Raw genomic sequence first — 25,540 nt, forward strand, 5'->3', positions numbered from 1 at the left:
CAAAGGCCAGGACCTATGACCGCTTCACTTCGGATCGCAGACCGTCATGCGGGCCGGGGCCGTCAGGGGCTGTGACCGATTTACGGCGGTCAGCGCGAGTTCGACCGGCGATGCCGACAGTCCGCAACCGCTGCATTGCCGCCGTACCTGTAAATCGAGTCTGCAAGAGCCGCAGCGCGCATCAGACCACGATCACATTGCTTCGCGCAGCGAAGCCCTGAGGATTTTGCCCACCGGCGACTTGGGCAGTTGATCGCGGAAGACGATCTGTCGCGGCACCTTGTAGGCCGTGAGCTGGGTGCGGCAGTGGCGCTCCACGTCCTCGACCGTGAGCGTGGGGTTGCGCGGCACGACGAAGGCGCGTACGGCCTCGCCGGTGGCGGCATCCTGCACACCGATGACGGCGGCCTCGGCGATGCCGGGGTGGGCGGCCAGCACGTCCTCCACCTCGTTGGGGTAGACGTTGAAGCCCGAGACCAAAATCATGTCCTTCTTGCGGTCCACGATGCGGATGTAGCCACCCTCTTCCAGCTGCGCGATATCGCCCGTGTGCAGCCAGCCGTCCTTGATCGCACTGGCGCTGTCGGCCTGCGCATGCAGGTAGCCGGCCACGACCTGCGGGCCCCGCACCAGCAGCTCGCCGCGCTCGCCCTGGGGCAGGTCGCGCCCCTGATCATCCACCACGCGCACGCGGCAACCAGGCATGGGCACACCCACGGTGCCCAGGCGCGGCGTGGCCGAGGGCGGGTTGCACGAGACGATGCAGGACGTCTCTGTCATGCCATAGCCTTCGATGATGGGGCAGACCAGCGCCTGCCAGGCCTGCGCGGTCGATGTACGCAAGGCCGTGCCACCCGAAAACGCGTAGCGCAGCTTCGGTGGGCTGGCCTGGAACCAGGGCTCGGCCATCAGGCCAGCGAACAGCGTGTCCACCCCGGCGGTCCACTGCACGTCGAACTGCTCGAAGGTCTTTTGCAGGTTGGACATGGGGCGCGGGTTGGGCACCAGCAGGTTGCGCGCCCCCACCTGGAAGAACACCAGGAAGTTCACCATGAAAGCGAACACGTGGTACATGGGCAGCCCGGTGAGCATGGTCTCGCCGCGCTGGGGGCCGTCGTAGGCATCCAGAAAATCGCGCGTGATGCGCAGGGTGGCCAGGATGTTGCCGTGCGTGATCACCGCGCCCTTGCTGCGCCCGGTGGTTCCGCCCGTGTACTGATACACCGCCACGGGGTGGCTGCGGTGGTCGACAGGTGCCAGCGCCTTGCCCTGCGCCAGCGCATCGACCATGCGCGGCAGCGGCACCGCGGCGGGGTCGGCAGGCCCCGCCATCTTGGCGCGGATGGCTGAGGCCACGGGTTCCTCAAAAAAGTCCCACAGGCTGGCCGTCAACACCGGCAACCCCAACTCTTCTGCAACAGGCCGCGCCACCGGCAGGAACATGTCGCACACCAACAGCAGCCGCGCGCCGCTGTCTTCGAGCTGCAGGCGCAGCTCGCGCCCGGTGTACAGCGGGTTCACGTTGGTCACGATGACCCCGGCCTTCCACGCACCGAACACCGCGATGGGATAGTGCAGGCTGTTGGGCAACTGCAGCGCGAGCACATCGCCCACCTGCAGGCCCTGCTCGCGCACCAGCCAGACGGCGAAGGCGTCCGACAGGGCATCGATCTCGCGAAAGCTGCGCACCACGTTCGCGCCCGTGGGCAGTACGAATGTGAATGCGGGCTGGTCCCCGTGGTCCGCCGCGGCCTGCGTGGCCAGCTGCGCAGCATTGGCGGGCAGCGCCGCCAAGTCGAGCTGGTAGTTGCGCAGGGCTGGCGGGTAGGAACTCTCCCAAGGCGCGAAAGTTGGCGGTGCGGTGGTGGCGGTCATGGGCTTTGTCTCCTGTCTTTTCTTTTACGAACGCTTCAAGCCTTTGCCTTGAAGGCCGGAAGCTTGTCGCCCAGCCGCGCCCCCATCTCGGCACCCAGGGCCTGCAGGCCGCTCAAAGGGCGCACCATGACTTCGAACTCTGTTATCTGGCCTTGCTCGTTGAAGCGCACCAGGTCGATCCCCTTGAGCTGCTTGTCGCCCACGCGGGCGCTGAACTCCAGCACGATGTTCAGGCCGTCGTCGGTGGCCAGCTGGCGGTGGTAGGTGAAGTCCTCGAACACCTGGATCACCGTGGACAGGGCCAGCATCAGCGCCGGGGCCGAGGTGTAAGCCGTGTTCGCCATGGGCGAGCGGAACACCGCGTCGGGATGCACGATGGAGAGCAGGTTCGACAGGTCGCGGCTGGCCACCATGTGGTGCCAGGTGTCGAGCGAGCAGGCGACGGCGGGGTGGATGTTCTTCGGTGCTTCGGTCATGGTGTGTCTCCTGGGGATAAATCGAAAATCAGTCAGATGGATGCGGCGAGCGTCGTGCCCTGCAGGATGGCGCGCTTGGCGTCGAGTTCGGCCGCCACGTCGGCACCGCCGATGAGGTGGGAGCTCTGGCCCGCGGCCACCAGCGCGTCGTACAGCGCGCGCAGCGGCTCCTGGCCGGCGCAGACTACGATGTGGTCGACGTCGAGCACCTGGGGTGCGCCGCCATCGATGGTGATGTGCAGGCCCGCATCGTCCACGCGCTCATAGGCCACGCCCGAGCTCATGCCCACGTTGCGCGCCTTGAGCGAGGTGCGGTGGATCCAGCCCGTGGTCTTGCCCAGCTGATCGCCGACCTTGCTGCTCTTGCGCTGCAGCAGGTGCACCTGGCGCGCGGGGGCTTCCACCTGTGCAGGGCGCAGACCGCCGGCCTGGGCATAGGCGGGGTCGATGCCCCACTCCTCATTGAACTTGGCAGGTGCCAGCGCGCCGCTCTCGCCTTCGTGCGTGAGGTACTCGCCCACGTCGAAGCCGATGCCGCCCGCGCCGATGATGGCCACGCGCCGGCCCACCGGCTTCTTGTCGCGCAGAACGTCCAGGTAGCTCAGCACCTTGGGGTGGTCGATGCCTTCGATGTCCGGGGTGCGCGGCTTTATGCCTGTGGCCACCACCACCTCGTCATATCCCTGGCCCGCCAGGTCGGCCGCTTCTACTCGGGTGTTCAGGCGCACCTCCACACCGTGCAGCTCCAGCTGGCGGCGGTAGTAGCGCAGGGTTTCGTAGAACTCCTCCTTGCCCGGCACCTGCTTAGCGATGTTGAGCTGGCCGCCGATCTCGCTGCCCGCATCGAACAGCACCACTGCATGGCCGCGTTGGGCGGCCGTGACAGCAAAGCTCAGGCCGGCCGGACCGGCGCCGACCACGGCGATGCGCTTCTTGGCGGCGGTGGGGGCGATGACCAGTTCCGTCTCGTGGCATGCGCGGGGGTTGACCAGGCAACTGGTGATCTTGCCGCCGAAGGTGTGGTCCAGGCAGGCCTGGTTGCAGGCGATGCAGGTGTTGATCTCGTCGGCCCGGCCCTGGCGCGCCTTGCGCACGAAGTCGGCATCGGCCAGCAGGGGCCGCGCCATGGAGACCATGTCGGCAAAGCCCTCGGCCAGAAGGCGCTCGGCCACCTCGGGCGTGTTGATGCGGTTGGAGGTGATGAGCGGTATGCCCACCTGCCCCATCACCTGCTTTGTCACCCACGCATAGGCCGCGCGCGGCACCTTGGTGGCGATGGTGGGGATACGTGCCTCGTGCCAGCCGATGCCGGTGTTCAGGATGGTGGCGCCCGACGCCTCGATGGCCTGGGCCAACTCGATCACCTCGGCCAGCGTGGAGCCGCCCTCCACCAGGTCGAGCATGGACAGGCGGTAGATGATGATGAAGTTCGGCCCCACGCGCTCGCGCGTGCGCCGCACGATCTCCACCGGAAAGCGCATGCGGTGGGCGTAGCTGCCGCCCCAGGCGTCATCGCGGTGGTTGCTGCGCGCAGCGATGAACTCGTTGATCAGGTAGCCCTCGGAGCCCATGACCTCCACCCCGTCGTAGCCCGCGTGCTGGGCCAGCGCGGCGCAGCGCGCGAAGTCTTCGATGGTCTGCTCCACCTCATCAGCGGTGAGCGCATGCGGCACGTGGGGGTTGATGGGTGCGCGCAGCGCGCTCGGGGCCACCAGGTCGCGGTGGTAGGCATAGCGACCGAAGTGCAGGATCTGCATCGCGATCTTGCCGCCCTCAGCATGCACGGCCTGGGTCACCTTGCGGTGCTGCGCGGCCTCGTGCTCGTTGACCAGCATGGCCCCGCCCTGCATGGGCCGACCGCGCTCGTTGGGTGCAATGCCGCCCGTGACGATGAGCCCGACCTCGCCGCGCGCGCGCTCGGCATAGAAAGCTGCCATGCGCTCGAAGCCGTTGGCCACCTCCTCCAGCCCCACGTGCATGGAGCCCATGAGCACGCGGTTCTTCAGCGTGGTGAAGCCCAGGTCCAGCGGGGCATGCAGGTGTGGATAGGGGCTATTGCTGTCAGCCGGAGATTTCAGCGGGGCCGGGGCGGGTTTCAGGATGGCGTTCATCGCAGGTCTCTTTCTTGTTTATGCAACCAGTTGCACAAATATAGCCAGTATCCCGCATTTATGCAACTGGTTGCATAAACAATGAAGAACCCTCCCGATTCAGGCAAGATGGCGGCCTTTGCAGTTTCCTCCCGGCGCACCCTTTCGATGTCCCTGCCCCACGCCCTTCTCACTGCCCTTGTCGAGCACCCCTGCTCGGGCTCGGAGCTCGCCGAGCGCTTTGACAAGTCCATCGGCTACTTCTGGCACGCCACGCACCAGCAGATCTACCGCGAGTTGGCACGGCTGGAGGAAGCAGGATGGATCGAGGCTTTGCCCGCGGAGACGGGCCGCGGCCGAAAGCGCCAGTTCCGCCTGCTGCCTTCAGGTCGCAAGGAACTCCGGCGCTGGATCGCCGAGCAGCAGGACCCCACGCCCCTGCGCGACGAGCTCATGGTGCGCCTGCGCGCCGAGGCTGCGGTTGGCCCCACGGGGCTTGAGAAGGAAATCGCCCGACTGCAGGCGATGCACCAGGCCAAGCTTGACATCTACCAGCGCATTGAACGGCGCGACTTCATCGGCAAGGAGCCTAGTCGCGAACGTCGTTTGCAACACTTGGTGCTAAAGGCTGGGATTCTTCATGAGGAACTCTCGCTGGCGATTGCGAAAGAGGCTCTGGAGATTCTGGAACAGCAGTAGGCAGCTTAGGCAGTCCGAGACCAACGATCCTAGGAAGTGCCATGTCAAGTTGCTGTACGGCATCGAACATTGCCCAAGCTTCGATGTTGCTCAGGCCGGATTGGCTCGTCTTAGTCAGCTAGAAAGTTTCGTTCGAATGCAAACAGAAGTTGACGACATCCAACCCTGAACCTTCAGGCGTGGCGGCTTTAGGCTGGGAGCGGAAGTTCACCATGGACTGCTTTGCGGTAACTCAACATTCGGAAGGGCGTCCAGGGGAGAGAACGGCATTGCCACGCACCCATGAGCCGCGTCAAAAGGACGAATGAACTCAAACCATAAATGGCATCTAGTTAGGTTGTTTGGTGTCGCAAGCTCCAATCGTCAGCCCGAGTTCGCACGCAGCCTGTCCAGCCATCTGAAACACTGCACGATCGCTGGCATAGCCGTCTGGATCGCCACTCCATCCATCGTACTGATGGCAAGCTCCTGATCCAGGATTGCGTCTTCGCCCTTTTCATCATGGCCGGTAACGTTTTCTATGCAGCCTGCCTTCCAGATCCAAACGTGCTGCTCGAGAAGCGCGTCATGCAGGCTTGCGGAAATTTCAATTCCCTCAGCGTCTTGGGCAAACACCGCCCAAGTGTCGGCAGCCTGCCAGCCCGTATTCTTGTCCTTTGTTGGCAGCTCGTTGCCGCCCAGCAGGTAACCGTGTTGGGGTTGCAAACGTTTGAGGGCAGCCTTGGTTCGCGCCAACGTCTCGTCGTCCTTCGGAAGCATGGGCTTCTGACCCTTGCGGGCTTCCGTGAACGCAAAGTCGAGATCGGCGATCCCGCAGGCTTGAATACCCATGGCGGCCAATACAGCAAGCGCCTTCGGAATGTCGGAGCACGCGCCAACGGCGACGAAGGCGACTTGGTCAAGCTCTGGGTGGCGCCCGCGCAGACGCTCATAGAGCAGTGGCAGAAGACGTTTCTCGGTCTTTCCCTCACACAACACGACAAGATCACAGAAATAGATCTCGGCGAGGTTGCCCAGCTCGAAGAGTGTTCGAGACTGGGCCTGAGCATCATCAAGGGTGCTAGCCACAGCATGTCTGAGAGGCAGTCGCGCAAGGGTTCCCAAGGCCTTGTCCTTTCGAATTATTACTGCGTCGGCGGCGTTCTCCCTGCTCAACATTAACGGAGAGTGCGTGGCATATATCACCTGGAAGCCCTTCTGCGATAACGCGGCGAGGGCTTGGCGAAGGCGTTTGACGCCCTGCGGGTGAAGGTAGAGCTCAGGCTCGTCGATAAGCAACAGGCGGCGGGCGGCGGTCGGCTTCTCGCCGATCTTGAGGTCCGCGAGATGTCGGATCAATGCCATCTGGATCGCACGTTGTGACCCGGATCCCAATTGGTCGAAGGTCCTGCGGTCCCCCGTCTCTACGTCGGTGACGTTCAGACTGCCGGCCTTGAAAAACTCCTTCACTTCGACAGTCTGAAGGCCTAACTCGATCGCGAGACCAGGGAAGAAGTCGGCAAGGGCCTGCGTCGCCCCCTGATCAAAGGTCTTCAAATGACCCGACCGAGATTTTCCCTCAGTGCTGAGGATGTTCTGAACGGTCTCCATCGCAGTGGCCAGCTCGGCATGGGCTTCGACTATTGGGCCCATGATCAAGTCGAGCAGCGACTTCAGCGTGCTGCCAGCCTTGGCCTTTCCTAGATCTTCGCCGAGATCCTCCATGGCATCGATCTGCAATGCATCGGGCAGTAGCGCCGACACCGCCTGGGGCAACCCCGTCGGGTAGGCTCTCCAAGCCTGTGGGAGGCCTTCCCCAGAGTATTTCTCTACGTCAAATACCTCGCAGTTGATCCCCCTGGCGCCGGGCGCCGTACAGACGACGCGAATCCACATTGAGCCTGTCTTGCAGAACGGGGCAATGGCCGCCTGGTGCTTCGCTTCCGGTATCAGTTTCAGGATCTCCTCGGTGATCCCATCAATTCGCGCCGTGACTACAACGGGCTCACCAGCGTTCGCGAAGTCGGAGGCCTCCAGGGCGCTGGGCTTCAATACCCACGCAAGCGCAAAAAGGATAGTTGACTTGCCCACGTTGTTCTGCCCAACCAGCGGCGTGAAGGCCTCCACCGGCATGGCAACGTGACGACAGGCTCGCAGGCCGACGATATCGATGTATCCGATCTTGTGCATGGCTCCCTCCCTCATCTTTGTGCATGGCTCTCTCTGATCTCTATGCCACAGTGCCGGGGAGCTACTCAAGCGCAACACCGGCGTTCGAGGCAAGAATATCTCGAAACATTCGTTACATAGTATCGGAGGGGACACTACATGCAGAGCATTGCCAACGGGCCTTGATCTGAGCCGAACCCCAAAAAACGCGCATGGCTGCTTCGTGATCCAGCGCAAGTACACCCCGAATCACTCAAGCCTTCTGAACCCACCGATGAGTTACACAAGGTAGAGAAACTCGTAGTGCGAGGCCTGTACGACGTCTATGCGCTCATGAACCAACGCCGGAATATCCGTTACTCAAGCCGCTCACATCGAGAAGATATTGATCATCGGCTCGACTTGGATCAGTCAGCAGATCCAGGAGACCAGAGACCTGCACATGCGCGTGCCGCGGTTGCAGACGACCGCTATTGGCTCGCAGACCTCGGCAAGGTGAAAGACCGCTCTCGCTGCGTCGCGGTCGCACGACTGTCCGAGCGCGTAAATAAATGAGACCGCCGATGACATGAAAGGCATTGTCAAGGTGCCCAAGCGTCGACGGTTGGATGCTGAAGAACGCGCCCTGATGATTGCCGCTCCTGTCGAGAACCACTGATCTGGTGAGCTGGCGCTCAGGAGGAGCAGCGGAACTCCAGCTCAATCTTCCCCGGCCGTTGCCGGACCGTTTTGGTCACCAGGATCGTCACATCGTGGCCGAGCATCGAAACAGGAGTAGCCGTCTCCCTTTCTTCACCGTGCCCGCAGGGGCGCTTGATTGCCAACACGGAATAGAAGCTGCGGAGCTAGGAGCTAGGAGCTAGAAGTAACGGATGTACTGAAGATCTGCGAGTTTCATGGGGCGTAGAGGGGTCAATAGCCCTCAGCACCCGCCACTTCAATTGCACGGGCCAGATGACCCTGCTCTATCGCCTGACGCGGTGTCCGGCCGCCCAAAGCGCCCGATGGTGTCTCCAAGAAGGAGAGTAGCGCCCAGCCCTCAGTCGTTCCCAAGGCTTTTGAAAGTTTGGGCACTGCATCCCATAGGGCAGGTTCAAACTGCTAACTGGGCAACTTGAAAGCATGCCGAGTTTGAGTCAATCCGATAGCCCGCCCTCTGGCGATCCACGCATTGATTGTCGCTGGGGTGGTACCGACCAGATCCGCAGCCATGTCTGTGCTGAGCATGTCATTGGCTTCCAAGCGAACCATCCGGGCGGCCAGGCTGCCAGCCAGAAAGGCCTTGGTCTCAGCAGCAGACGCGTAGGGCGACGGATTTCCAACTGCGCTTGGGGTGTTGTTTGTTCGGTGGCGAGTCGTTGAGGTTGATGTTGTCGAGGCTTTTTTCATGGGGACTTCATCACTGGCGCCCTATGGCGCGTTGCGGCCGCCGACCTTGCTGCTGAAAAAGGAAGTGCGGGGCAAGTTCAAGGCAAAAGCCTGCTTGAGCATGGCCACCGGACGTGAGAGCAAGGCGAAGACCTCGGCGCTGTGGCGAACTGGCGCTTCGAGAACCAACGGGCCGATATCCAAATCCATGAGGTCGATACTGGCTGTCCGACGGCTGACCAAATTGGCCAAGATCGGGAGTGCGTGGCGACGCTTCACGATGCCAGCGACAGATTGCAAGACCGCGAGGATGTCTGAGTGGCGTCGCATCATCGGTTAGTTGTTTTCAGAAACTACGAGAGTTGGGCGGACAACCCCGCATGGCAGCCGCGCAGTTTTTCCCTCAGCTCGTGTTGAACTACAGGGTTGGACAAGCCGGTAGTTCCTTCGCACGCGACCAAATTTTCCCGACACGAGTCGGGCCACCCCTCCAAATCGTCATCGAGAGCTATCCACTGCCGGGGCTTTCGGCGTTGCGCGTCTTCTTGAATTTGCCTACCCCGGGGTGTGGTGCGAAACATGGACAGGTTCCAGGGGTCCACGCCATGGACACGCTTGTGGTACGTCCCTCCAATGAACCGAGCACGCAGGGAGGCCGGAAGCCGTTTGAGGGTTGCGCTGTATCCGGGGCGGATGCACCAGGTGCTACTTAGCACCAGGGCAACTGCCGGGTACGGTTCAAGCACCGATTCCAAGATAGGAATCCATTCGAAAAGAGTGTGCCCTGCAGCCTCATACGGGCTCATGTAGATGCCCCTAGTTGGATGCCAGAGCACTTTTTCATGGTGGACAACACCATCGAGGTCGAGGTACAGCACCACGTCCGCGCTCCGGGGAGTAGACGCAGGGAGATACGGAGAGTTCTGGCTACAGGGCATAGCCATAGGTATTCTGCATGGTGTCAATTGGTCAGTGGGGATGGCGACCGGTCCTGATCAGACACGTGACTAGCCAACTCCCTGCCTTTGCTCACGAGTACGCACCAGATTGGGCTCGCGAGAGCAAGCTCTTCACTACCTCCAGGCCATCGGGCTCGTTGAGCACATCGATGGGTCTCCGATTTCCCAATGCTGGGACCATACCAGTAAGCCAACGGTCCAGCCACGCCCTTGCATCAAAACCGGCTTTCTCTCCTGACTCAGCGAGCATGCCCTGTACGAGCACGGTGAGAGTGGCGATGTCGTCTTCAAGGGCCATGGCTTGCTCCGTGGAAATGGATGGGGATCAGTACGCAACACTGATAGTGCAATTCTTGTGATCGAGCGTCAAATTTCGGCCTCTGCCAAAGGCTTGTCCGAACGGTACTTGTCATTGACGAGACCTACCGGCGATTTCAAGAACGACGCCTTCCTTCAGTTCACGGACTTCTTGGAGGATGCGTTTTCGGACCTCTGGTGGCAGAACAGCGGTCATTGGGGACGCTTGCCTCAGTTCCTGCGCTCGGTGGGTTCTCCCCAGTGCCTTACGCCACTTGCGATGCTCCAGGATGTCTTTCCACTCAAGCCACAGGCTTGCCGAACGTAGGTCTCCAGCATCCAACCACTTTTGAAGAACTGCCTGGGCCTGCTGCAACAACGCAGGCTCAGCGCGAACGCGTCGCACCGCTTCTTCATGGAGGGCGAGACTTTGCAGATCCTGGATCCGGTGACGGGAGGTGTCGGCGGAAACGACGATTCGAGCCAACGGCGCTTCAAGGCTTACGCCAGCCGCCCGATTGTTTGGCGTGACCGGTTGTGTCACTTCATCCACCAGCAACGCCAAGTCACCCAAGATGCCTAACGCGGACATGACTATTAAGTAGGTGCCGATGGACGGCGTGGGATCTCCCGCTTCGACCGCTCTCAGTGTTGCCCGCGAGATTCCCAGGCGGCTCGCCGTCTCCACCGTGCTCAGGCCTTGGGACTCTCGGAGGCGCCGGAACCTGTCGCCCAATTGGAGGAGCAAGTGGAGCTGTATCACGGAGGAATTGCTTGAGACGAGCATCTGTTCGGTTTACTTGGCAACACGAGTATTAATAAAGCAAGCTGAACATGGAATGACATTTCGTCAGATTGAGTACTTTGCCGCACTTAAGGATGTCCTGCCACTTCCCTCAGAAGCCGGTCGATCGCTCAAATGACCACCTTTCGGCCGTCACGCTTCTGTTTCATCCTGCGTACGCGCACTGAGAGCATTCGCCTCCTATACAAATGCAAGGGGCGCTCCCTAAATACACACTGCCCTTCCTTCTCATCTCGAACCGAGAAGTATGCGCGTTTTTCGCCCTTCTAAGAATTGGGAACCTGAAGGGATCATCTATCACGATGTCTGCGGAACAAAGGGCTCCGCAATCGAGGTTCCTGGGTTCAATGGCACGGCGAGTACCTTGCAAATTGGTCACAGCAAACTATATGGCGGCGGAATCTGAACTCCATGCCTCCCAAAGTAGGACATAGCGCTAGCGAAACCCGCTCCGGCGGCAGAAGTACGCATCTCGCGATCACCCCTGAAACGCCCATGGGCCATACTCACATAACCGCTTCCGGCAACCGATCTCAACAGCCCCAGAACCAAATGCTGCAAGCATTTCACACATCCAGAGAATTGACGTGTGAGCCCGATCCCCAGGAGGCAATGAAAGCCTTTCGCCGAATTCAGTAAAAGCGACGAAATTGAACAAAGCAAGCCTCCTGTGCGACCTCTGCGCAAGCATGCTCCGGGGCAACGTTTTGGCGCATGCTCTGGCGTATGTGCCGACGCAACTGATTTACTAGGAATGTGGTCGACAGCAAACCTTGATATCGCATGGAAGAACTTTCTTCATTGCGTCATACACAACGATTTTTTTCCATGTGGCAGAGGAGTTGTATCTGTCCTTAACGACTAAGCCAAGAACTTCGGGCACCGAGATGGCCCAACCCCAAGCGCTCCCAATCGACTCAGCAAACGGCAACTCCCAATCCTTGCACAGTTGCTTCTCAATAGCATCGATTGCTCTGGCTTCCGATCCAAAACAGCCAACAAATTCCAAGACGAATCGGGTCCAATTTTCGTGGATGAAAGTCGATGGTTGCTCATGAAAAGCTTCCGCGCATAGTTTCACAAATCGGCGGTAGGCGTTTCCTGTAGGGACTGCCAGCTCGACTGGTTCAATTTTGTGGCAGGTATGACATCTCTCGCCTGGAAGTCGCAGCTTGATAGGGTCGCGGTCATAGCATTGACATAGGCCGTCTACGGTGACGAGCGGAGTGCAATGTGTGGGGCACATCAACACGAACGGGAGCTGATGAAACACATGCCATGAGGCAAACCCAAGCTCACCGGACTCCGCATCAGCGCAAATTGGGCACCAACGTAGCACAGCACCTCGCACGTGTACTTGAGTGCTTGCTTGAAGCTCACCGCAAAGTCGGCGCCCCCCTATAAGGCTACTGCTTGCCCTTTCGGCATCCAAGCTAGACAACCCCAATCTGGCGAAGCCAAAGACAGTGTGCTTGACCAGAACGTCTTGCGGCGTGACTTTGCCAGCAAAGTAGTTTCTACTCACCCAACCAGCCCCGACTCCAAAGGCGTTAATTGAGTGTGCGTTAAACCCGTAGAACTCACGTCTTGTGTAAACCCTTGTCCTCGCAGCTTGCGTTCGAAGAGTTAGTACAAACGCCGTGTGAAGGCTAGCTCCTACCGGTAGACAGGTTCCTGAGCTTCTCAGATTATTTCGCAACTCTATTCCCTTGGCACTGCATACTCGCTAAGCTCAAATTCCAGTTTTTGCAAACTTTGCATGGCTTTCTGAAACCCTGTTCACAACGGCCTGCACAGGTAAAAATGACAACTCCAATTCAAAACTCTATTCAGGCACACCATTTTCTGGTTCAGGGGAAGAAAGTTCAAGGCAGCGGCAGGAATGGTTGGCGATGCACTGGATGGTAAGGCGAATGCCGGGCCACGACCGGCTTCTCCTACAGCTCGCTACCGGTCAGGCGTGCAGGGGCGCGACGGGCTGCCTGTCGCTGACGCTGCCGGGCGCCCCATCGGCACCCGTTGCCGCCGGGCGCAGCGGGGGCGGCACTCGGGCGGCCGGGAGGGCCCGGGGGCAGGCCGTGTGGCACGCGGTCAACGCCCGAAAGCTGTCGCACACCAGCAGTTGGCTCGAAAAGCATTGGTATTGGAGAAGGCTTTGCATGGACGCAGACCTGGGGGAAAGTCGATTCCGCCCAGGCCATTCCGGGCGGCGGATTCATAGCGTCGCGCACGCTGCAGCCATCGCACGTAGGCTGACGGCTCTACCGCTGTAGGCCGGCGCCGGGCGTCGCCCACCGTCAGCGCAGGCTCAGCGTCTCGCGCTTCCAGCCCGCGTCCTGCCAGCGCTGGAACACCGGCAGCGCAGCCACGTCGCCCGTCACGCGTTCGGTGGACAAGCCATCGATGCGCACCACCTCGAAGCTCTTGCGGTAGCGGCCCTGGCCGCGCGCCTCGCGCGCCACCAGCATCTGTTGCCCGCCGGGCACCCAGCCGGCCCATTCGGCATAGCCGGTTTCGGGCGACGTGGGCGCGGGCGGCAGCACGTCCACCACCCAATCGCCGCCCGCCTTGCGCAGGACCCACAGCTCGCGCCAGCCTTCGAGCGGCTGCACGGCCAGCGCCACGGCATTGCCTTCGCGGTTGACGGTGGCGGAGGCCGTCCACACCACGCCATAGGTGCAGCGGCGCACCAGCGGCTCCCTGGCGCCGTGCTGGGCATCCACCAGCAGCACGCAGGTCTCTCCTGGCGCGCCCGGCTGCACCACCACGGCGGGCCGCTTGGCATCGACCACAGGCACGGCGGCCGGGACCAGCGCCCAGCGCACGGCGCTCACCCGCATGGCGGCGTCGTTGTAGGCGGGCTGGTCCTCGTCGGGCAGATCGCTCTTGCTCACGCCGGCAAACTCCGCCAATGCCCGGGACGCGGCCGCGCCTGCGGCCTGCGCGCCGTCCTTGCGCGCCTGCTGGAAGGCCACGGCGCCCCACAGGCCCGCGCGGCGCATCTGCACACGATTGCGCAGGTAGCTCGGCAGCCCGGCAACATCGACCTTCTCCAGCACCTGGGCCTGCCAGTCCTGCAGCCTGGCGCGCTCGTGCGCGGGCAGGTCGGGGTTGGTGCATTCGGGCCGCGTGAGCGCCAGGGCGGCGCGCGCGCGCTGATCGGCGCTGGCGGCGGGCATGGCCAGCAGGCGGCGGAAGGCCTCGCCGTCATAGCAGACCTGCATGCGGCCTTCGACTTCGTAGGTGGTGAAGCGCACGCCGTAGCCGCTGGCCACGTCCAGGTGCGCCGACAGCGCGGCGCCGCCGGCCTTGCCCGCAGCCGTGCTGGCGGGCGGGGCCGATGCCCTGCGGGCCAGGCGGTCGGCGAAGGTGCCCAGGGCATCGAAGGCCAGCGCGCCCTGCTCGCCCGCAATCGCCGCGGCGGGCGCCGCTTGCAGGTAGGCGGCCGTGAGGCCTATGCCCATCGCCTCGGCGCCGGGCGTGTCGCGCACGAAGCGCAACACCGACAGCAGCGCGGGGCCGTCTGCCTCTGTGAGCGAGACCCGGCGCACATCGCTCGCACGGACGAACCCGCCGCGCTCGCGCTTGTGGTCCCACACCTGCAGGTAGTCCATGCGCTCGCCGCGCACTTCCAGCACCTCGCCCTGCCACAGCACGGTCTGCTGCAGGGCCGAGTCGCGCGGCGCGGCACGCAGGCTGGATTGGTCCTGCACGACGATGGCACTGCCCAGCGTGGCGGCAGAAGCGGGCATGGGGGGAACGGCAGCGCAGACGACCGTGGTGGCGGCGCTGGCGATGGCCGTGGCCAGCGTGAAGAGGGTGCGCTTCATGGTCATTGCTCCGTGGATGGGGTCATGGAGGCGTCGTCGGCGCCGGTCTGGGTTGCGGCGGCCTGGGCATTGCGGCTGCCGCCCAGCAGCGCCGCACCGATGAAGTCGCCGTTGGCAGGTGGCGGCGCGATGATGACCTGGATCTTGTCCGAGAGCTTGTCCGCCAGCGTCTTCTGGATGAGCAGCGGATGGCGGGTGACCAGCGCGCCCTCACGGGCCATCTGCTCGGCATTCACCTTGCCGATGCGGTCCATGCGGTAGGCCTCGGCCTCGGCGAGCTTCTGGCGGGCGTCGGCCTCGCCGGTGGCTTCGATGCGGCGGGCCTGGGCATTGCCTTCAGCGGCCTTCACACGGGCCACGCGCTCGGCCTCGGCTTCCAGCTGGCGCTGCTCGATCTGGCGCTGCTTGAAGGGCAGCACGTGCTTCATGGCCTCTTCCTGGGCGCGCGCGGCGATGACCTGTTCGCGTGCCGCGGCCTCGGCGGCCACTTCGCGGCGGACCTTTTCTGCCGATGCGTCGAGCTCGGTTTCCTTCACGCGCTTGTCCTTGAGCTCCAGCGTGTAGCGCATCTTCTCGGAGGCCAGTTCCTCGGCCAGCAGGCTGTCCATGCCGCGGCGGTACTCGGCGGGCAGGTCCACCTTGCCGATCTGCACGCTGCGCAGCAGCACGCCGTCGGCCGCGAGGCGGGTGCGCAGCTCGGTCTCGATGATCTGGGCGATCTCGGCACGCTTGGACGAGAAGATCTCCCGCACGGTGTAGCGTGCAAACACCTTGTAGACCAGGCCCTGAACGGCAGGGGACACGATGTCGGCATCGACGTCATCCGGAAGATTGCCGGTTTTCACGGCGGCGGAAGAAGGGTCCAGCGCATAGCGAACGCTGAGGTCCAGACCGAAAGACAGGCCTTCCACCGATTGCAGTGGCGCGCTGCCGCTGGCCTGGCGCATGGCTTCGGGGCGGTAGCTCTGGTCGCGCAACGAGAACACGCGCACGCTGTGCACACCGGGCAGCACCCACACACCACCGTCGCGCCACTGGGTGACCGAGCCAGTGAACTGGTTCATGCGCAGGCCCAGCTCGCCCTGGTCCAGGTGGCGCACCGGCGGGTTGCGCACCACGGCCACGGCCGCCACGGCGACAGCCGTGCCGGCCACCATCCAGCGCACGGTGCGCGCGGTGGGCAGCAGGTAGGACCACCGGATGCTGCGGCTGTCCTGATGCGCCTCCAGGGCGGGGCCTGCAGCGAGGGCTTGGTCGTGCAGTGCATCGGCGTCGGCAACGGAGGGCTCTGCGGCACTGCGGCCGCGCAGGGCTTGGACGATGCGGTTCCAGGCGAATTTCATGGTGTTTCTCTCTCTCGGTTGGGTGGTGTTGTTGTCGGGGCCTGAGCAACCGATGGGTGGCGGCTCATTGGTAGGTGATTCTTCGGAGAACCCGCGGAAGCAACAACGCGGCGCACGCCCCAAAGCCCTCACGGCCGGCGAGCGAACGCTCCGGCCCCGGAAGAAAAACTCACACCGCCCCGTGGGGAGCGCCGGGATAATCCGGCCAACACCACCGCAAAGCGCTTTCATGACCCTCAACGCACCCATGGCACGCATGGCACGCATCGCCGTGATCGAAGACGACCTGCCCACCAGCAACCAGCTGGCAGGCTGGATTGCCAGCGCGAAGAGCGGCATCGTGATCGACCAGTGGTTCACGCGCGACGACGCCGAAGCCGCGCTGGCGCGCGAGTACTACGACGCGGTGGTGCTCGACATCGAACTGGGCCGCGAGCGCCATGCGGGCGTGGCGCTCATCAACGCGATCAACAAGCGCCGCCAGGGCACGCCCGTGCTGGTGGTGTCGGCCATGCCTGCCGCCATCTACCGCAGCATCATGAAGGCGCTGGATGCGTGGGATTACCTGCAGAAGACGACCTTTGAAGAGGCGGACTTCATCGAGACCTTCCTCGACATCCTGCGCACCACGCAGACAGCCCCCGCCCCAGCCGCGCCCGCCGCTGCGGCACCGGGCGACGCGCTGGTGCTAGACCCGCTGTGGCAGCGCACCCCCACCTGGCGCGGCGAGCGCATCAACCTGCCGCTCACCGCCCAGCGCATCCTGGCCACGCTGCACCAGCGCAGCGGCGAAGTGGTCTCCTACGATGAGCTGTTCGACGTGGTCAAGAGCGGCCGCAACCGCGACAACGTGCGCAAGCATGTGAGCACCATCCGCGAGGCACTGCGCGAAGTGGACGCCACCTTCGAAGGCATCGAGAACGTGCCCATGCGCGGCTTCCGCTGGGTTGGCGTTCCCGCGCAGCCTGCGGCCAAGCGCCCATGAAGCGCCTGCTGCGGCGCACGGCGCTGGAGATGCCTCGCCTGGAGATGCCCCGCCTGGGCCTGCCGGCGTTTCGCCTGCGCATCCTCGTGCGCAGCGTGTTCCTGCTGCTGGCAGCCGCCACCGTGGTGCTCAGCGTGGTGCTGCTCAAGGAGGAAAAGGAGCGCGCCTGGCAGGGCTACCAGAACGGCTTCAAGCGCAGCCAGTCCGAGGTGATGGCGCGCCTGCGCCACCCGTCGGGCCAGCTCGCGCTGCTCAACGCGCACATCCAGGGCCAGGGCGCCACCCCGCTCGCGCCGCTGCTGCTGCCGTATGCGGCCATCGACTTCGACGACCAGAACAAGGCGCAGCAGGCCGTCGAGATGGCCGGCTGCGCGGTGCAGTACCCCGACGGCGCCTCGGCCTGCGCAGCGATCGGCAACAACCCCTATGCGGGCGGCTTCATCTATCTGGTGGGCAGCTTCTACGCGGGTGAACTGGTGGCGCGAGAGCGCGGCGCGCTGGACCTGGCGGGCGTACACCGCGCGCGCATCACGCTGGACATGCGCGGCACCACCCACCGCTGGGTAGCGCCGTTCGAGGCGCTGCCGCCGCAGGGCGGCATCCAGACGCGGGGCCGCCTCACGGGATTTGCGGACAGCGGCGACGACACCCTCGACGTGCGCGCGCGCCCGGTGCGCGATTTCCGGGGCTGGCTGTGGCAAGGCAACGCCTGCCGCGACCCCGCAGGCGCGGCGCCCGACTGCCTGCGCCGCACGTTCTATTCGATCCGACTGCCGGTGGAGCTGTTTCGCGAAGCGCTCTTCGGCAAGCAGCGCCTGGTGTGGCCACCCGAGGACCTGGGCAGCATGCGGGTGCGCGTGGAGATGCTGGGGCCAGTGGCCGACACCGGAAGCTCCCCCAACGCCACGCCCGTGCTGTTCGACAGCAACGCGCCCGGCGCACAGCCCGCTGCGTCGTTGGCCGACGTGGCACGCTCGCTGTTGCCGGGCGAGAAAGTACAGATCCGCAAGCTGGGCAGCAGCGAACAGGACGCGCTCACCCTGCGAGGCTCCGAGGTCGAAGCGGGCCCCTCGGCGCCGTGGCTGATACGCCTGATCAGCTGGCTGCCGCTGGACATGCAGGGCCCGGGCCAGGTGCAGGCAGTGCCCGCCGGGCTGGACATCCTCGACACGCCGCTGGGCAACTACGCCGTCACCTTCACCGGCAACCTGCGCGGCGTGGAGCAAGGCCTGGCGGTCGTGGCCACCCGCATGTCGTGGTACCTGGGGGCCATGCTGGCCGCCATCGCGCTGGCCTGGCTGGCGGTGGAAGTGGGCCTGCTCAGGCGCGTGACAGCGCTCACCCGCCGCGCGGCCGCCGTCTCGTACAACGTGCAGGACGGCCACATCGGACCGCGCCTGGGCGACCTGGACGTGTCGGACCTGCGCGGTTCGGACGAGCTGGGCATCCTGGCGGGCGGCCTGGCCGACCTGCTGCAGCGCGTGAAGGACGACCTCCAGCGCGAACAGCTGCGCGCTCAGCAGGAGCGCGACATGTGGCACGCCGTGGGCCACGAGATCATGTCGCCGCTGCAGTCCCTCATGGTGCTGCACGGCGGGCCCGGAGACCCGGGGCACCGCTACGTTCAGCGCATGCAGCAGGCAGTGCACGTGCTCTACGGCACGGCCTCGCCGGCCGAGGCGCTGCAGGCCGCCGACCTGCCCCAGGGCCGGCTCGACCTGGACGCCTTCCTGCGCCACGTGGCCGACAACGCGCATTTCGCGGGCATCGGCAATGTGGTGTACGACGGCGGCGCGGGGCCAGTGATCGTGCGGGCCGACGAGTTTGCGCTGGAAGATGTGGTGACGCACATCCTGGGCAACGCGGACCGCTACCGCCCGGCCGGCACGGCGATCGTGCTCACGCTCGCCGCGTCGGAATCCACCGCCAGCGCCACGTTGCACAACCAGGGCTCCACCATCGAGGAGGACCTGCTGGGACGCATCTTCGAGCTGGGCGTGTCGGACCCCAGCCAGCCCACGCCGCCGGGCGGGTCGGAGCACCGGGGCCAGGGCCTGTTCGTCGCCAAGACCTACATGGCCAAGATGGGCGGCACCGTCAACGCCCGCAATACGGCCGACGGTGTGGCGTTCACGCTGACCTTCCAGCGGCTGGGGTAAGCCCGGGCACAACTTGGCGGGGAGAGATAAGGCGAGCGCGGGCCCTTGCGCAAGGGCAATCCAAGGGCAGTCAGCGGGCGTGTGCGCGCACGGCCAAGGGCGGCGGCGTCCGACAGCGGCTGGCGGGCGCACGCCCTACGCTGCAATGCATTCCCTCGCACCCCGGTGCGCCCGTTCATCCCAGCGCCCAGCGCGCAAGGAGTTTCCTCGATGCCACGCTTTGCCTTCATCACTCCCGCCCTCACCGCCGTGCTGCTCGCTACCTCGGCGGCTGCCATCGCCCAGGCTCCGGCCGGCGACGCCCGCGCCCGCTACGAGCAGGAGCGCGAGAAGTGCATGACCAACAACACCCAGGACTCGCTGGCCACCTGCCTGCGCGAGGCCAACAACGCCCTGGACGCATCGCGCAAGGGCCAGCTCAGCAACCCCGGCCCCGCCGCTGCAGACAACGCCACCCAGCGCTGCGACGCATTCCAGACGGCCGCCGAACAGGCAGAGTGCGTGCGCCGCACCCAGTCCACATCCACCAGCGGCTCGGTGTCGGGCGGCGGTGTGCTGCGTGAGTCGGTCACCACCACGGTCATCCCGGCAAAGTGAACCTGCGGCGCCCGACAAAAAATCGAATAAAAATCGGCTCCGCCACTTACCCATCAAGCGCCGAAAGCTACTAAAAACATAGCAACATCCTGCGCAACTGGCGCGATCCAGACCAGCGCACCCGTGGAACTGGCTTTGCCAGGCCACAGGGTGCGTCCCCCTTGAAGGGAGAAGGCGCGCAGCGCCTCAGGGGGTGGCCAAAGCCTCTCGCATCGTGTCGATGACGCCCTTGTAGTCGGGCTTGCCGAAGATCGCGCTGCCGGCCACGAAGGTGTCGGCACCGGCATCGGCCACGCGGCGGATGTTGTCGGTCTTGATGCCGCCGTCCACCTCCAGGCGGATGTCCTTGCCCGTCGCATCGATGCGGCGGCGCACATCCTCGATCTTGCGCAGGGCCGAATCGATGAAGCTCTGGCCGCCAAAGCCCGGGTTCACGCTCATGATGAGGATGAGGTCGATGTCGTCGATCACCCAGTCCAGAACATCCAGCGGCGCGGCCGGGTTGAATACCAGCCCGGCCTTCACGCCCTTCCCGCGGATGGCCTGGATGCTGCGGTGCACATGACCAGACGCATCGGGGTGGAAGCTGATGTAGTCAGCGCCCGCTTCGGCAAACGCTGCGGCCAGCGCGTCCACGGGCTGGATCATCAGGTGCACGTCGATGGGCACCGCCACGCCGTCGGCCGTCTTGGAGTGCGGCTTCAGCGCCTGGCAGATCATCGGGCCGAAGGTGAGGTTGGGCACGTAATGGTTGTCCATCACGTCGAAATGGATCCAGTCCGCGCCGGCGGCAATGACGTTGCGCACTTCTTCGCCCAGGCGGGCAAAGTCGGCGGAGAGGATCGAGGGGGCGATTTGGAATGTGCGGCTCATGCCCCGATTGTCGCAAAGCGTGCGGCACCCAGGGATTTGGACTGCCGCGGCAGCGATGGCCGGGGGCCGCCAGCGTTACCATTCGGCCCATGCCAAAGTACCAGTTTGACGTGACCGTGCTGCCCGAGTACCTGCCCGAGCAGTCCGCGCCGGATACCGGGGTGTTCAGCTTCGCCTACACCATCACGATCACCAACGCCGGCGATGCGCCGGCCCAGCTCATTGCGCGCCACTGGATCATCAGCGACTCGCGCGGCCATACCGAGGAGGTCAAGGGCCTGGGCGTGGTGGGGCACCAGCCGCTGCTCAAGCCGGGCGAATCGTTTCAATACACCAGCGGATGCCGCCTGCGCACCGCCAGCGGCACCATGCATGGCACCTTCCACTGCGTGGGAGAAGAAGGCGAGCCGTTCGACACGCCCGTGCCGCTGTTCATGCTCGAAGCAATGGGCCACGGCCCTGCCGGCGAACCCCTGACCGGTCGGGTGCTTCATTGAAGCGGGCTGCTCCTGCCGTTGATCTGGCGGGCCTGCTGGCCGCGCTCGACCCTTGCGCCGACCTGGCGCACCGGCACCTGTGGCTGATCCATCTGCTCGAATGGGTCCGCGGCAAGCGGGACTCCATTCCTGCGGCCGTGGGCCGGGTGCAGCTGTTTCTGGACGCCGTCGAAACGCGCCCCGACGTGCAGCAGCGGCTGCAGGCCTGGTGGGCCACCCTGGTGGACCAGGTGGACATCACCACGCTGCTGGCCGACTTCGGCTTTGCGCCGCGCACGGCGCTGGTCAGCGAGATCGGCCACCGCCTGCGCATCAAGCTGCTGCCCGGGAGCCCCGAGACCATCGACGCGTCCGAGCTCTTCATGCTGGCCCTGCCGAGCGAGTTCGATGCCCAGTGGCTCGCCGCGCTTGACGAGTCGCAGCTCGCCCGCCTGGTGGCGCTGCTGGCAGACCCGGCGGCCAGCACCGGCCCCTCGCGCTGGCACAAGGCGCTGCTGGACGCCATCACCTATTGCGCGGGCCAGATCCTTTCCACCGGCTTCGCGCCCGAATTGCGCCTGCGCATGAGCGAGTCAGCGCGCGACGCGCAGCCCTTTCATGCGCTGATCCGCGACGTGGAGAGCCTGCGTGTGGAAGTGCTGCACGCGCTGCGCACGCCCGATCGCCTGAACGAGGCCGCCCAGCGCCTGCGCGAGCGCCTGGAGGCCTGCCGCGCGGCAGCGGCCACCGTCTACACGCACTTCGAGGACAACGGCATTTCGGTAGGCCTGGTGTTTCGCCTGCGGCAGCTGCGCGAGCGCATCCTGCGGGTGCGCGATCTGATCGACTGCCTGCTGTCTCCCACCCCGCCAGCCACCGCCGCGCGCCTGTTGTCGCGCCTGGTGATGGTGGGCCAGGAGCGGAGGAGCCTGCGCGCGCTGCTGGCCTCCAACTCTTCCCTGCTGGCCGCCAAGGTGGCCGAGCGCAGCGCCGAGACCGGCGAGCACTACATCACCCGCAACGCCGCCGACTACCGCGCCATGGTCGCCAAGGCCGCGGGCGGCGGCGCGCTGATGTCCGTCACCACGCTGGTGAAGTTCGGGCTGCACGCTCTGGCGCTGTCGGCCTTCTGGGGCGGCTTCATCGCGGGGGTGAACTACGCCATCACCTTCGTGCTGATCCAGCTGCTGCACCTCACGGTGGCCACCAAGCAGCCCGCCATGACCGCGCCCGCCATGGCCGCCAAGCTCAAGGAGCTGGGCGCGAGCGGTGCCATCGAATCGTTCGTGGACGAGATCACGCACCTGGTGCGCTCGCAGGTCGCTGCCGTGCTGGGCAACGTGCTGGTGGTGTTCCCGGCCGTGCTGCTGCTGGCCACCGCCATCGCGCTGGCCACGGGCGCGCCGGCCATCAGCGAGAAGGAGGCGCACCATGTGCTGGCCTCGCTGCACCTGCTGGGCCCGTCGCTGTTCTTCGCCGCGTTCACCGGCGTGCTGCTGTTCGCATCCAGCATCATCGCGGGCTGGACGGAGAACTGGTTCGTGCTCAGTCGCCTGGACTCGGCACTGCACTACAACCCGCGCATCACGCGCTGGCTGGGCGCCGAGCGTGCCGCGCGCTGGGCGCGCTTCCTGCGCGAGAACCTCTCGGGCTTTGCGGCCAACATCTCGCTGGGGTTCATGCTCGGGCTCGTCCCGGCATTCGCAGGGTTTTTTGGACTGGGCCTGGACGTGCGCCATGTCACACTGTCCACGGGCCAGGTGGCTGCGGCCAGCGCAACGCTCGGGATCGGCGTTCTTCACGCGCCGGCCTTCTGGTGGGCGGTGGCATCGCTGCCGCTGCTGGGCGCGCTCAATGTGACGGTGAGTTTCTACCTCGCGTTCAGCCTGGCGCTGCGGGCGCAGAACGTGAGCGGCGTCGACCGCTCGCACATCTACCGCGCGATCCGCGCGCGCCTTCGCACCGCGCCCCTGAGCTTTTTTCTGCCTGCGCGCCGTACAGCCTGAACACAGACAGGCTGGGGGGCGTCGGCAAGCCCCGCCCCTGTCCTACATGGCCAGGATGTTTCGGCCTGTAAATTCAGGCAGCGACAGTTGCGCCCCTCGCCGTAGGGATGTGCGCACCTGCTTCATCACTCCCGGTGGGGTCCGTCCCCGCCTGACGCAGAGGTTCCAGACATGAATGAAATCCTGACCTTCTGGGCGCAGTGGCTGCGCCCCTCGGCCGGGTTGCCCACGGTCCAGTGGTCACTGCTTCTGGCAGTGGCGGCCATGGCAGGCTATCTCACCCAGCGCCACACCGGCCTGCCCAAGGTGCTGGGCTACTCGCTCGTGGGCACAGCGGCGGGCCTGGCGGGCTTCAGCGGCGCCGTGTGGCCGCTGCAGGGCATCGGCTTGTTCCTGCTGGAGCTCGGTATCGCCATCGTGCTGTTCGAGTGCGGCGGGCGCATTCCGCTGCGGTGGTTCCGCCACAACCCGATGGTGCTGGTGCAGAGCGTTGCGGAATCAGTGTTTACCTACTTCGCGGTGTACTGGGTGCTGGTGTGGCTCAACCTGCCCACGCAGGTGGCCGGGCCGCTGGCCCTGGTGGCGCTGGCCGCCTCGCCTGCCGTGCTGACCCGCGTGGTCGCCGACACCCGCGCCGCCGGCCCGGTGACGGAGCGCGCCATCGTGCTGACGACGCTCTCCACGCTGTACGCGCTGACGCTGGGCAGTGCCAAGGCCGAACTCATCAACCGCCAGGGCCTGACGCTTCTGGAGACCATGTCGCCCGTCGTGGTGGTGCTGGGGGTTTCCATCGTGGTGGCCGCCGTGCTGGCGCTGGTGTTGCGCATGGCCCTGCGCGTGATGAGCCCCACGAGCGAGAACACTTCCATGCTGTTCCTGGCCCTCGTGGCCGCCGGGACCGCGGTGGCTGCTCACATGGGCGGCTCGGCGCCGCTGGCCGCGCTGCTGGGCGGCATGCTGCTCAAGCAGCTCAACCCCCGGCCCTGGGCCTGGCCACGCCAGTTGGGCAATGCCTCGTCGCTGCTCACCATGCTGATGTTCGTGCTGGTCTCCACCGTGGCCGCTCAGGCCGACTGGAGCGCCCCGGTGGCGGGCGTGGTGCTGGCGCTGATCGCCGTGCGCCTGGTGGCCAAGGCCTCGGGCGTGGCGCTGGGCAACGTGGGCAGCGGCGCCAGTTGGAAGCAGGCGCTGTGGGTGGGCTGCGCGATGACGCCGATGTCCTCCATCGCGCTGCTCATCGCCTCGCAGTTCGTTCTGGCTTCGCCCTCCACCGGCCACGTGATCGCTGGCGTCGCCCTGCCCGCCATCCTGCTGATGGAAGTGCTGGGCGCCGTGATCGCCACCGTGGCCATCTACCGTGCAGGCGAAAGCTCCAAGCCCTGGGCAACCCTGACAGCACGCAGCCAAAACGGAGAGTCGCAATCGTGAGCTTAGAAGCCTTCAACCATTCCGAACCGCTGACCCTGGGTGTCGAGCTGGAACTGCAACTCGTCAACACCAACGACTACGACCTCGCGCCCTACGCCGAGGACATGCTGCGCCTCATGCACAAGACCCCGCTGCCCGGCAGCGTGGTGCCCGAGATGACCAACAGCATGATCGAGATCTCCACCGGCATCTGCCATTCGAGCAGCGAGGTGCTGGGTCAGCTCACGCCGATACGCGATGCTCTGGTCAAGAGCGCTGACAAGCTCAATATCGCCGTGGTGGGCGGCGGCACGCACCCCTTCCAGCAGTGGCACGAGCGGCGCATCTACGACAAGCCCCGCTTTCGCGAGCTGTCCGAGCTGTACGGCTACCTGTCCAAGCAGTTCACCATCTTCGGCCAGCACGTGCACATCGGCTGCCCGGATGCCAACGCCGCCCTGCTCATGCTGCACCGCATGTCGCGCTACATCCCGCATTTCATCGCCCTGTCGGCATCAAGCCCCTACGTGCAGGGTCAGGACACGGCGTTCGACTCCGCGCGCCTGAACTCGGTGTTCGCCTTCCCGCTCTCGGGCCGCGCGCCGCTGGCGCTCACCTGGGAAGACTTCACTGCCTACTTCGACAAGATGACGCGCACCGGCGTCGTCAAGAGCATGAAGGACTTCTACTGGGACATCCGGCCCAAGCCCGAGTTCGGCACCATCGAGATCCGCGTGTTCGACACGCCGCTGACCATCGAGCGCGCCGCGGCGCTCGCAGGCTACGTGCAGTCGCTCGGTGCCTGGTTCCTGGCAGACCAGCCGTTCATGCCCGCCGAGGACGACTACCTGGTCTACACGTACAACCGCTTCCAGGCCTGCCGCTTCGGCATGGACGCGGTCTATGTGGACCCGTCCACGGGCGACCACATGCCGCTGCGCGAGCACATCCTCAAGACCATGGACAAGATCGCGAGCCACGCGGCCATGCAGGGCTCGGCCAGCGCCATGCACATGCTGCGCACCGAGGTGGAAGCCAGCCAGAACGATGCGCGCTGGCTGCGCGAGCGCCAGCGCGAAGAGCAGTTGCTGGCCGAGGTCAGCCGCCAGGCCGCGCAGCGCTTTCGCGGCACGCTCGCCTGAGCGTC

Annotated in this window: 20 protein-coding genes; 8 read left to right on the forward strand and 12 right to left on the reverse strand. The window is 64.9% G+C overall.

What is annotated here, in order from left to right; translation table 11 throughout:
• Positions 1 to 192: 192 nt before the first annotated feature.
• From KW835_RS22845 to KW835_RS22855, 3 genes are read right to left on the reverse strand one after another with little or no spacing between them, the layout of a single operon-like run.
• Positions 193 to 1,875, reverse strand: a complete 1,683-nt coding sequence (locus KW835_RS22845) for an AMP-binding protein (RefSeq protein ID WP_067511704.1) — start codon at positions 1,873 to 1,875, stop codon at positions 193 to 195.
• A gap of 35 nt (positions 1,876 to 1,910) precedes the next feature.
• Complete coding sequence (locus KW835_RS22850) at positions 1,911 to 2,351, reverse strand: nuclear transport factor 2 family protein (protein ID WP_218386687.1); 441 nt, start codon at positions 2,349 to 2,351, stop codon at positions 1,911 to 1,913.
• A 32-nt stretch (positions 2,352 to 2,383) separates the two neighbouring features.
• Positions 2,384 to 4,462, reverse strand: coding sequence for an NADPH-dependent 2,4-dienoyl-CoA reductase (locus tag KW835_RS22855; protein ID WP_066788834.1), 2,079 nt, complete (start codon positions 4,460 to 4,462; stop codon positions 2,384 to 2,386).
• 147 nt (positions 4,463 to 4,609) lie between these two features.
• Here KW835_RS22855 and KW835_RS22860 point away from each other — a divergent pair, with 147 nt between their 5' ends.
• Positions 4,610 to 5,140 carry a PadR family transcriptional regulator gene (locus tag KW835_RS22860; RefSeq protein ID WP_066788839.1) on the forward strand — a complete coding sequence of 177 codons (531 nt, stop codon included), beginning with the start codon at positions 4,610 to 4,612 and terminating at the stop codon, positions 5,138 to 5,140.
• A 363-nt stretch (positions 5,141 to 5,503) separates the two neighbouring features.
• Here the strand turns inward: KW835_RS22860 and KW835_RS22865 are convergent, their stop codons facing one another.
• The 8 genes from KW835_RS22865 to KW835_RS22900 form a co-directional block, all read right to left on the reverse strand.
• A complete protein-coding gene (locus tag KW835_RS22865; RefSeq protein ID WP_218386688.1) occupies positions 5,504 to 7,309 on the reverse strand; it encodes an ATP-dependent endonuclease in 1,806 nt (601 codons plus the stop codon).
• A 1,389-nt stretch (positions 7,310 to 8,698) separates the two neighbouring features.
• Positions 8,699 to 8,989, reverse strand: coding sequence for a hypothetical protein (locus KW835_RS22870; protein ID WP_218386779.1), 291 nt, complete (start codon positions 8,987 to 8,989; stop codon positions 8,699 to 8,701).
• Between the two features lie 20 nt (positions 8,990 to 9,009).
• Positions 9,010 to 9,600, reverse strand: coding sequence for an HAD domain-containing protein (locus tag KW835_RS22875; RefSeq protein WP_339385474.1), 591 nt, complete (start codon positions 9,598 to 9,600; stop codon positions 9,010 to 9,012).
• 85 nt (positions 9,601 to 9,685) lie between these two features.
• Positions 9,686 to 9,913 (reverse strand): antitoxin Xre/MbcA/ParS toxin-binding domain-containing protein, encoded by a 228-nt coding sequence (locus KW835_RS22880; RefSeq protein ID WP_218386689.1) that lies wholly within the window; start codon positions 9,911 to 9,913, stop codon positions 9,686 to 9,688.
• Between the two features lie 111 nt (positions 9,914 to 10,024).
• Entirely contained in the window at positions 10,025 to 10,699 is a 675-nt protein-coding gene (locus tag KW835_RS22885; RefSeq protein ID WP_218386690.1) for a helix-turn-helix domain-containing protein, read from the reverse strand.
• A gap of 766 nt (positions 10,700 to 11,465) precedes the next feature.
• A complete protein-coding gene (locus KW835_RS27195) occupies positions 11,466 to 12,242 on the reverse strand; it encodes a TniQ family protein (RefSeq protein ID WP_218386691.1) in 777 nt (258 codons plus the stop codon).
• Between the two features lie 772 nt (positions 12,243 to 13,014).
• Positions 13,015 to 14,469 (reverse strand): hypothetical protein, encoded by a 1,455-nt coding sequence (locus tag KW835_RS22895; RefSeq protein WP_218386769.1) that lies wholly within the window; start codon positions 14,467 to 14,469, stop codon positions 13,015 to 13,017.
• 80 nt (positions 14,470 to 14,549) lie between these two features.
• Entirely contained in the window at positions 14,550 to 15,890 is a 1,341-nt protein-coding gene (locus KW835_RS22900) for an SPFH domain-containing protein (protein WP_218386692.1), read from the reverse strand.
• Between the two features lie 256 nt (positions 15,891 to 16,146).
• Between KW835_RS22900 and KW835_RS22905 the strand changes: the two genes are divergently transcribed.
• The 3 genes from KW835_RS22905 (at position 16,147) to KW835_RS22915 (ending at position 19,631) form a co-directional block, all read left to right on the forward strand.
• Positions 16,147 to 16,875, forward strand: a complete 729-nt coding sequence (locus tag KW835_RS22905; protein ID WP_218386770.1) for a response regulator transcription factor — start codon at positions 16,147 to 16,149, stop codon at positions 16,873 to 16,875.
• The gene (locus KW835_RS22910) at positions 16,872 to 19,034 is read left to right on the forward strand and encodes a HAMP domain-containing sensor histidine kinase (RefSeq protein WP_218386693.1); all 2,163 of its coding nucleotides are present in this window, start codon (positions 16,872 to 16,874) and stop codon (positions 19,032 to 19,034) included. Before KW835_RS22905 ends, KW835_RS22910 begins: the two co-directional genes overlap by 4 nt.
• A gap of 210 nt (positions 19,035 to 19,244) precedes the next feature.
• Complete coding sequence (locus KW835_RS22915; protein WP_218386695.1) at positions 19,245 to 19,631, forward strand: hypothetical protein; 387 nt, start codon at positions 19,245 to 19,247, stop codon at positions 19,629 to 19,631.
• Between the two features lie 186 nt (positions 19,632 to 19,817).
• Here KW835_RS22915 and rpe read toward each other — a convergent pair whose 3' ends face one another.
• On the reverse strand, positions 19,818 to 20,504 hold the full coding sequence (gene rpe, locus KW835_RS22920; RefSeq protein ID WP_218386696.1) for a ribulose-phosphate 3-epimerase: 687 nt from the start codon (positions 20,502 to 20,504) through the stop codon (positions 19,818 to 19,820).
• 89 nt (positions 20,505 to 20,593) lie between these two features.
• Between rpe and apaG the strand changes: the two genes are divergently transcribed.
• From apaG to KW835_RS22940, 4 genes are all read left to right on the forward strand, one after another.
• Complete coding sequence (gene apaG / locus KW835_RS22925; RefSeq protein WP_218386698.1) at positions 20,594 to 21,001, forward strand: Co2+/Mg2+ efflux protein ApaG; 408 nt, start codon at positions 20,594 to 20,596, stop codon at positions 20,999 to 21,001.
• The gene (locus KW835_RS22930; RefSeq protein WP_218386700.1) at positions 20,998 to 22,986 is read left to right on the forward strand and encodes a site-specific recombinase; all 1,989 of its coding nucleotides are present in this window, start codon (positions 20,998 to 21,000) and stop codon (positions 22,984 to 22,986) included. The genes apaG and KW835_RS22930 overlap by 4 nt, the downstream gene beginning before the upstream one ends.
• A gap of 171 nt (positions 22,987 to 23,157) precedes the next feature.
• Positions 23,158 to 24,414 carry a cation:proton antiporter gene (locus KW835_RS22935; protein WP_218386701.1) on the forward strand — a complete coding sequence of 419 codons (1,257 nt, stop codon included), beginning with the start codon at positions 23,158 to 23,160 and terminating at the stop codon, positions 24,412 to 24,414.
• Complete coding sequence (locus KW835_RS22940) at positions 24,411 to 25,535, forward strand: YbdK family carboxylate-amine ligase (RefSeq protein ID WP_218386703.1); 1,125 nt, start codon at positions 24,411 to 24,413, stop codon at positions 25,533 to 25,535. Before KW835_RS22935 ends, KW835_RS22940 begins: the two co-directional genes overlap by 4 nt.
• Positions 25,536 to 25,540: the final 5 nt, after the last annotated feature.

Source organism: Acidovorax sp. sic0104 (assembly GCF_019219095.1).
Lineage (GTDB): Bacteria > Pseudomonadota > Gammaproteobacteria > Burkholderiales > Burkholderiaceae_C > Acidovorax.

Coding starts and splice junctions, on each gene's coding strand:
- rpe (WP_218386696.1), bottom strand. CDS start 20,504: ATGAGCCGCACATTCCAAATCGCCCCCTCGATCCTCTCCGCCGACTTT.
- KW835_RS22870 (WP_218386779.1), bottom strand. CDS start 8,989: ATGATGCGACGCCACTCAGACATCCTCGCGGTCTTGCAATCTGTCGCT.
- KW835_RS22855 (WP_066788834.1), bottom strand. CDS start 4,462: ATGAACGCCATCCTGAAACCCGCCCCGGCCCCGCTGAAATCTCCGGCT.
- KW835_RS22875 (WP_339385474.1), bottom strand. CDS start 9,600: ATGGCTATGCCCTGTAGCCAGAACTCTCCGTATCTCCCTGCGTCTACT.
- KW835_RS22915 (WP_218386695.1), top strand. CDS start 19,245: ATGCCACGCTTTGCCTTCATCACTCCCGCCCTCACCGCCGTGCTGCTC.
- KW835_RS22845 (WP_067511704.1), bottom strand. CDS start 1,875: ATGACCGCCACCACCGCACCGCCAACTTTCGCGCCTTGGGAGAGTTCC.
- apaG (WP_218386698.1), top strand. CDS start 20,594: ATGCCAAAGTACCAGTTTGACGTGACCGTGCTGCCCGAGTACCTGCCC.
- KW835_RS22935 (WP_218386701.1), top strand. CDS start 23,158: ATGAATGAAATCCTGACCTTCTGGGCGCAGTGGCTGCGCCCCTCGGCC.
- KW835_RS22910 (WP_218386693.1), top strand. CDS start 16,872: ATGAAGCGCCTGCTGCGGCGCACGGCGCTGGAGATGCCTCGCCTGGAG.
- KW835_RS22885 (WP_218386690.1), bottom strand. CDS start 10,699: ATGCTCGTCTCAAGCAATTCCTCCGTGATACAGCTCCACTTGCTCCTC.
- KW835_RS22900 (WP_218386692.1), bottom strand. CDS start 15,890: ATGAAATTCGCCTGGAACCGCATCGTCCAAGCCCTGCGCGGCCGCAGT.
- KW835_RS22865 (WP_218386688.1), bottom strand. CDS start 7,309: ATGCACAAGATCGGATACATCGATATCGTCGGCCTGCGAGCCTGTCGT.
- KW835_RS22880 (WP_218386689.1), bottom strand. CDS start 9,913: ATGGCCCTTGAAGACGACATCGCCACTCTCACCGTGCTCGTACAGGGC.
- KW835_RS22895 (WP_218386769.1), bottom strand. CDS start 14,469: ATGCCCGCTTCTGCCGCCACGCTGGGCAGTGCCATCGTCGTGCAGGAC.
- KW835_RS22860 (WP_066788839.1), top strand. CDS start 4,610: ATGTCCCTGCCCCACGCCCTTCTCACTGCCCTTGTCGAGCACCCCTGC.
- KW835_RS22905 (WP_218386770.1), top strand. CDS start 16,147: ATGGCACGCATCGCCGTGATCGAAGACGACCTGCCCACCAGCAACCAG.
- KW835_RS22850 (WP_218386687.1), bottom strand. CDS start 2,351: ATGACCGAAGCACCGAAGAACATCCACCCCGCCGTCGCCTGCTCGCTC.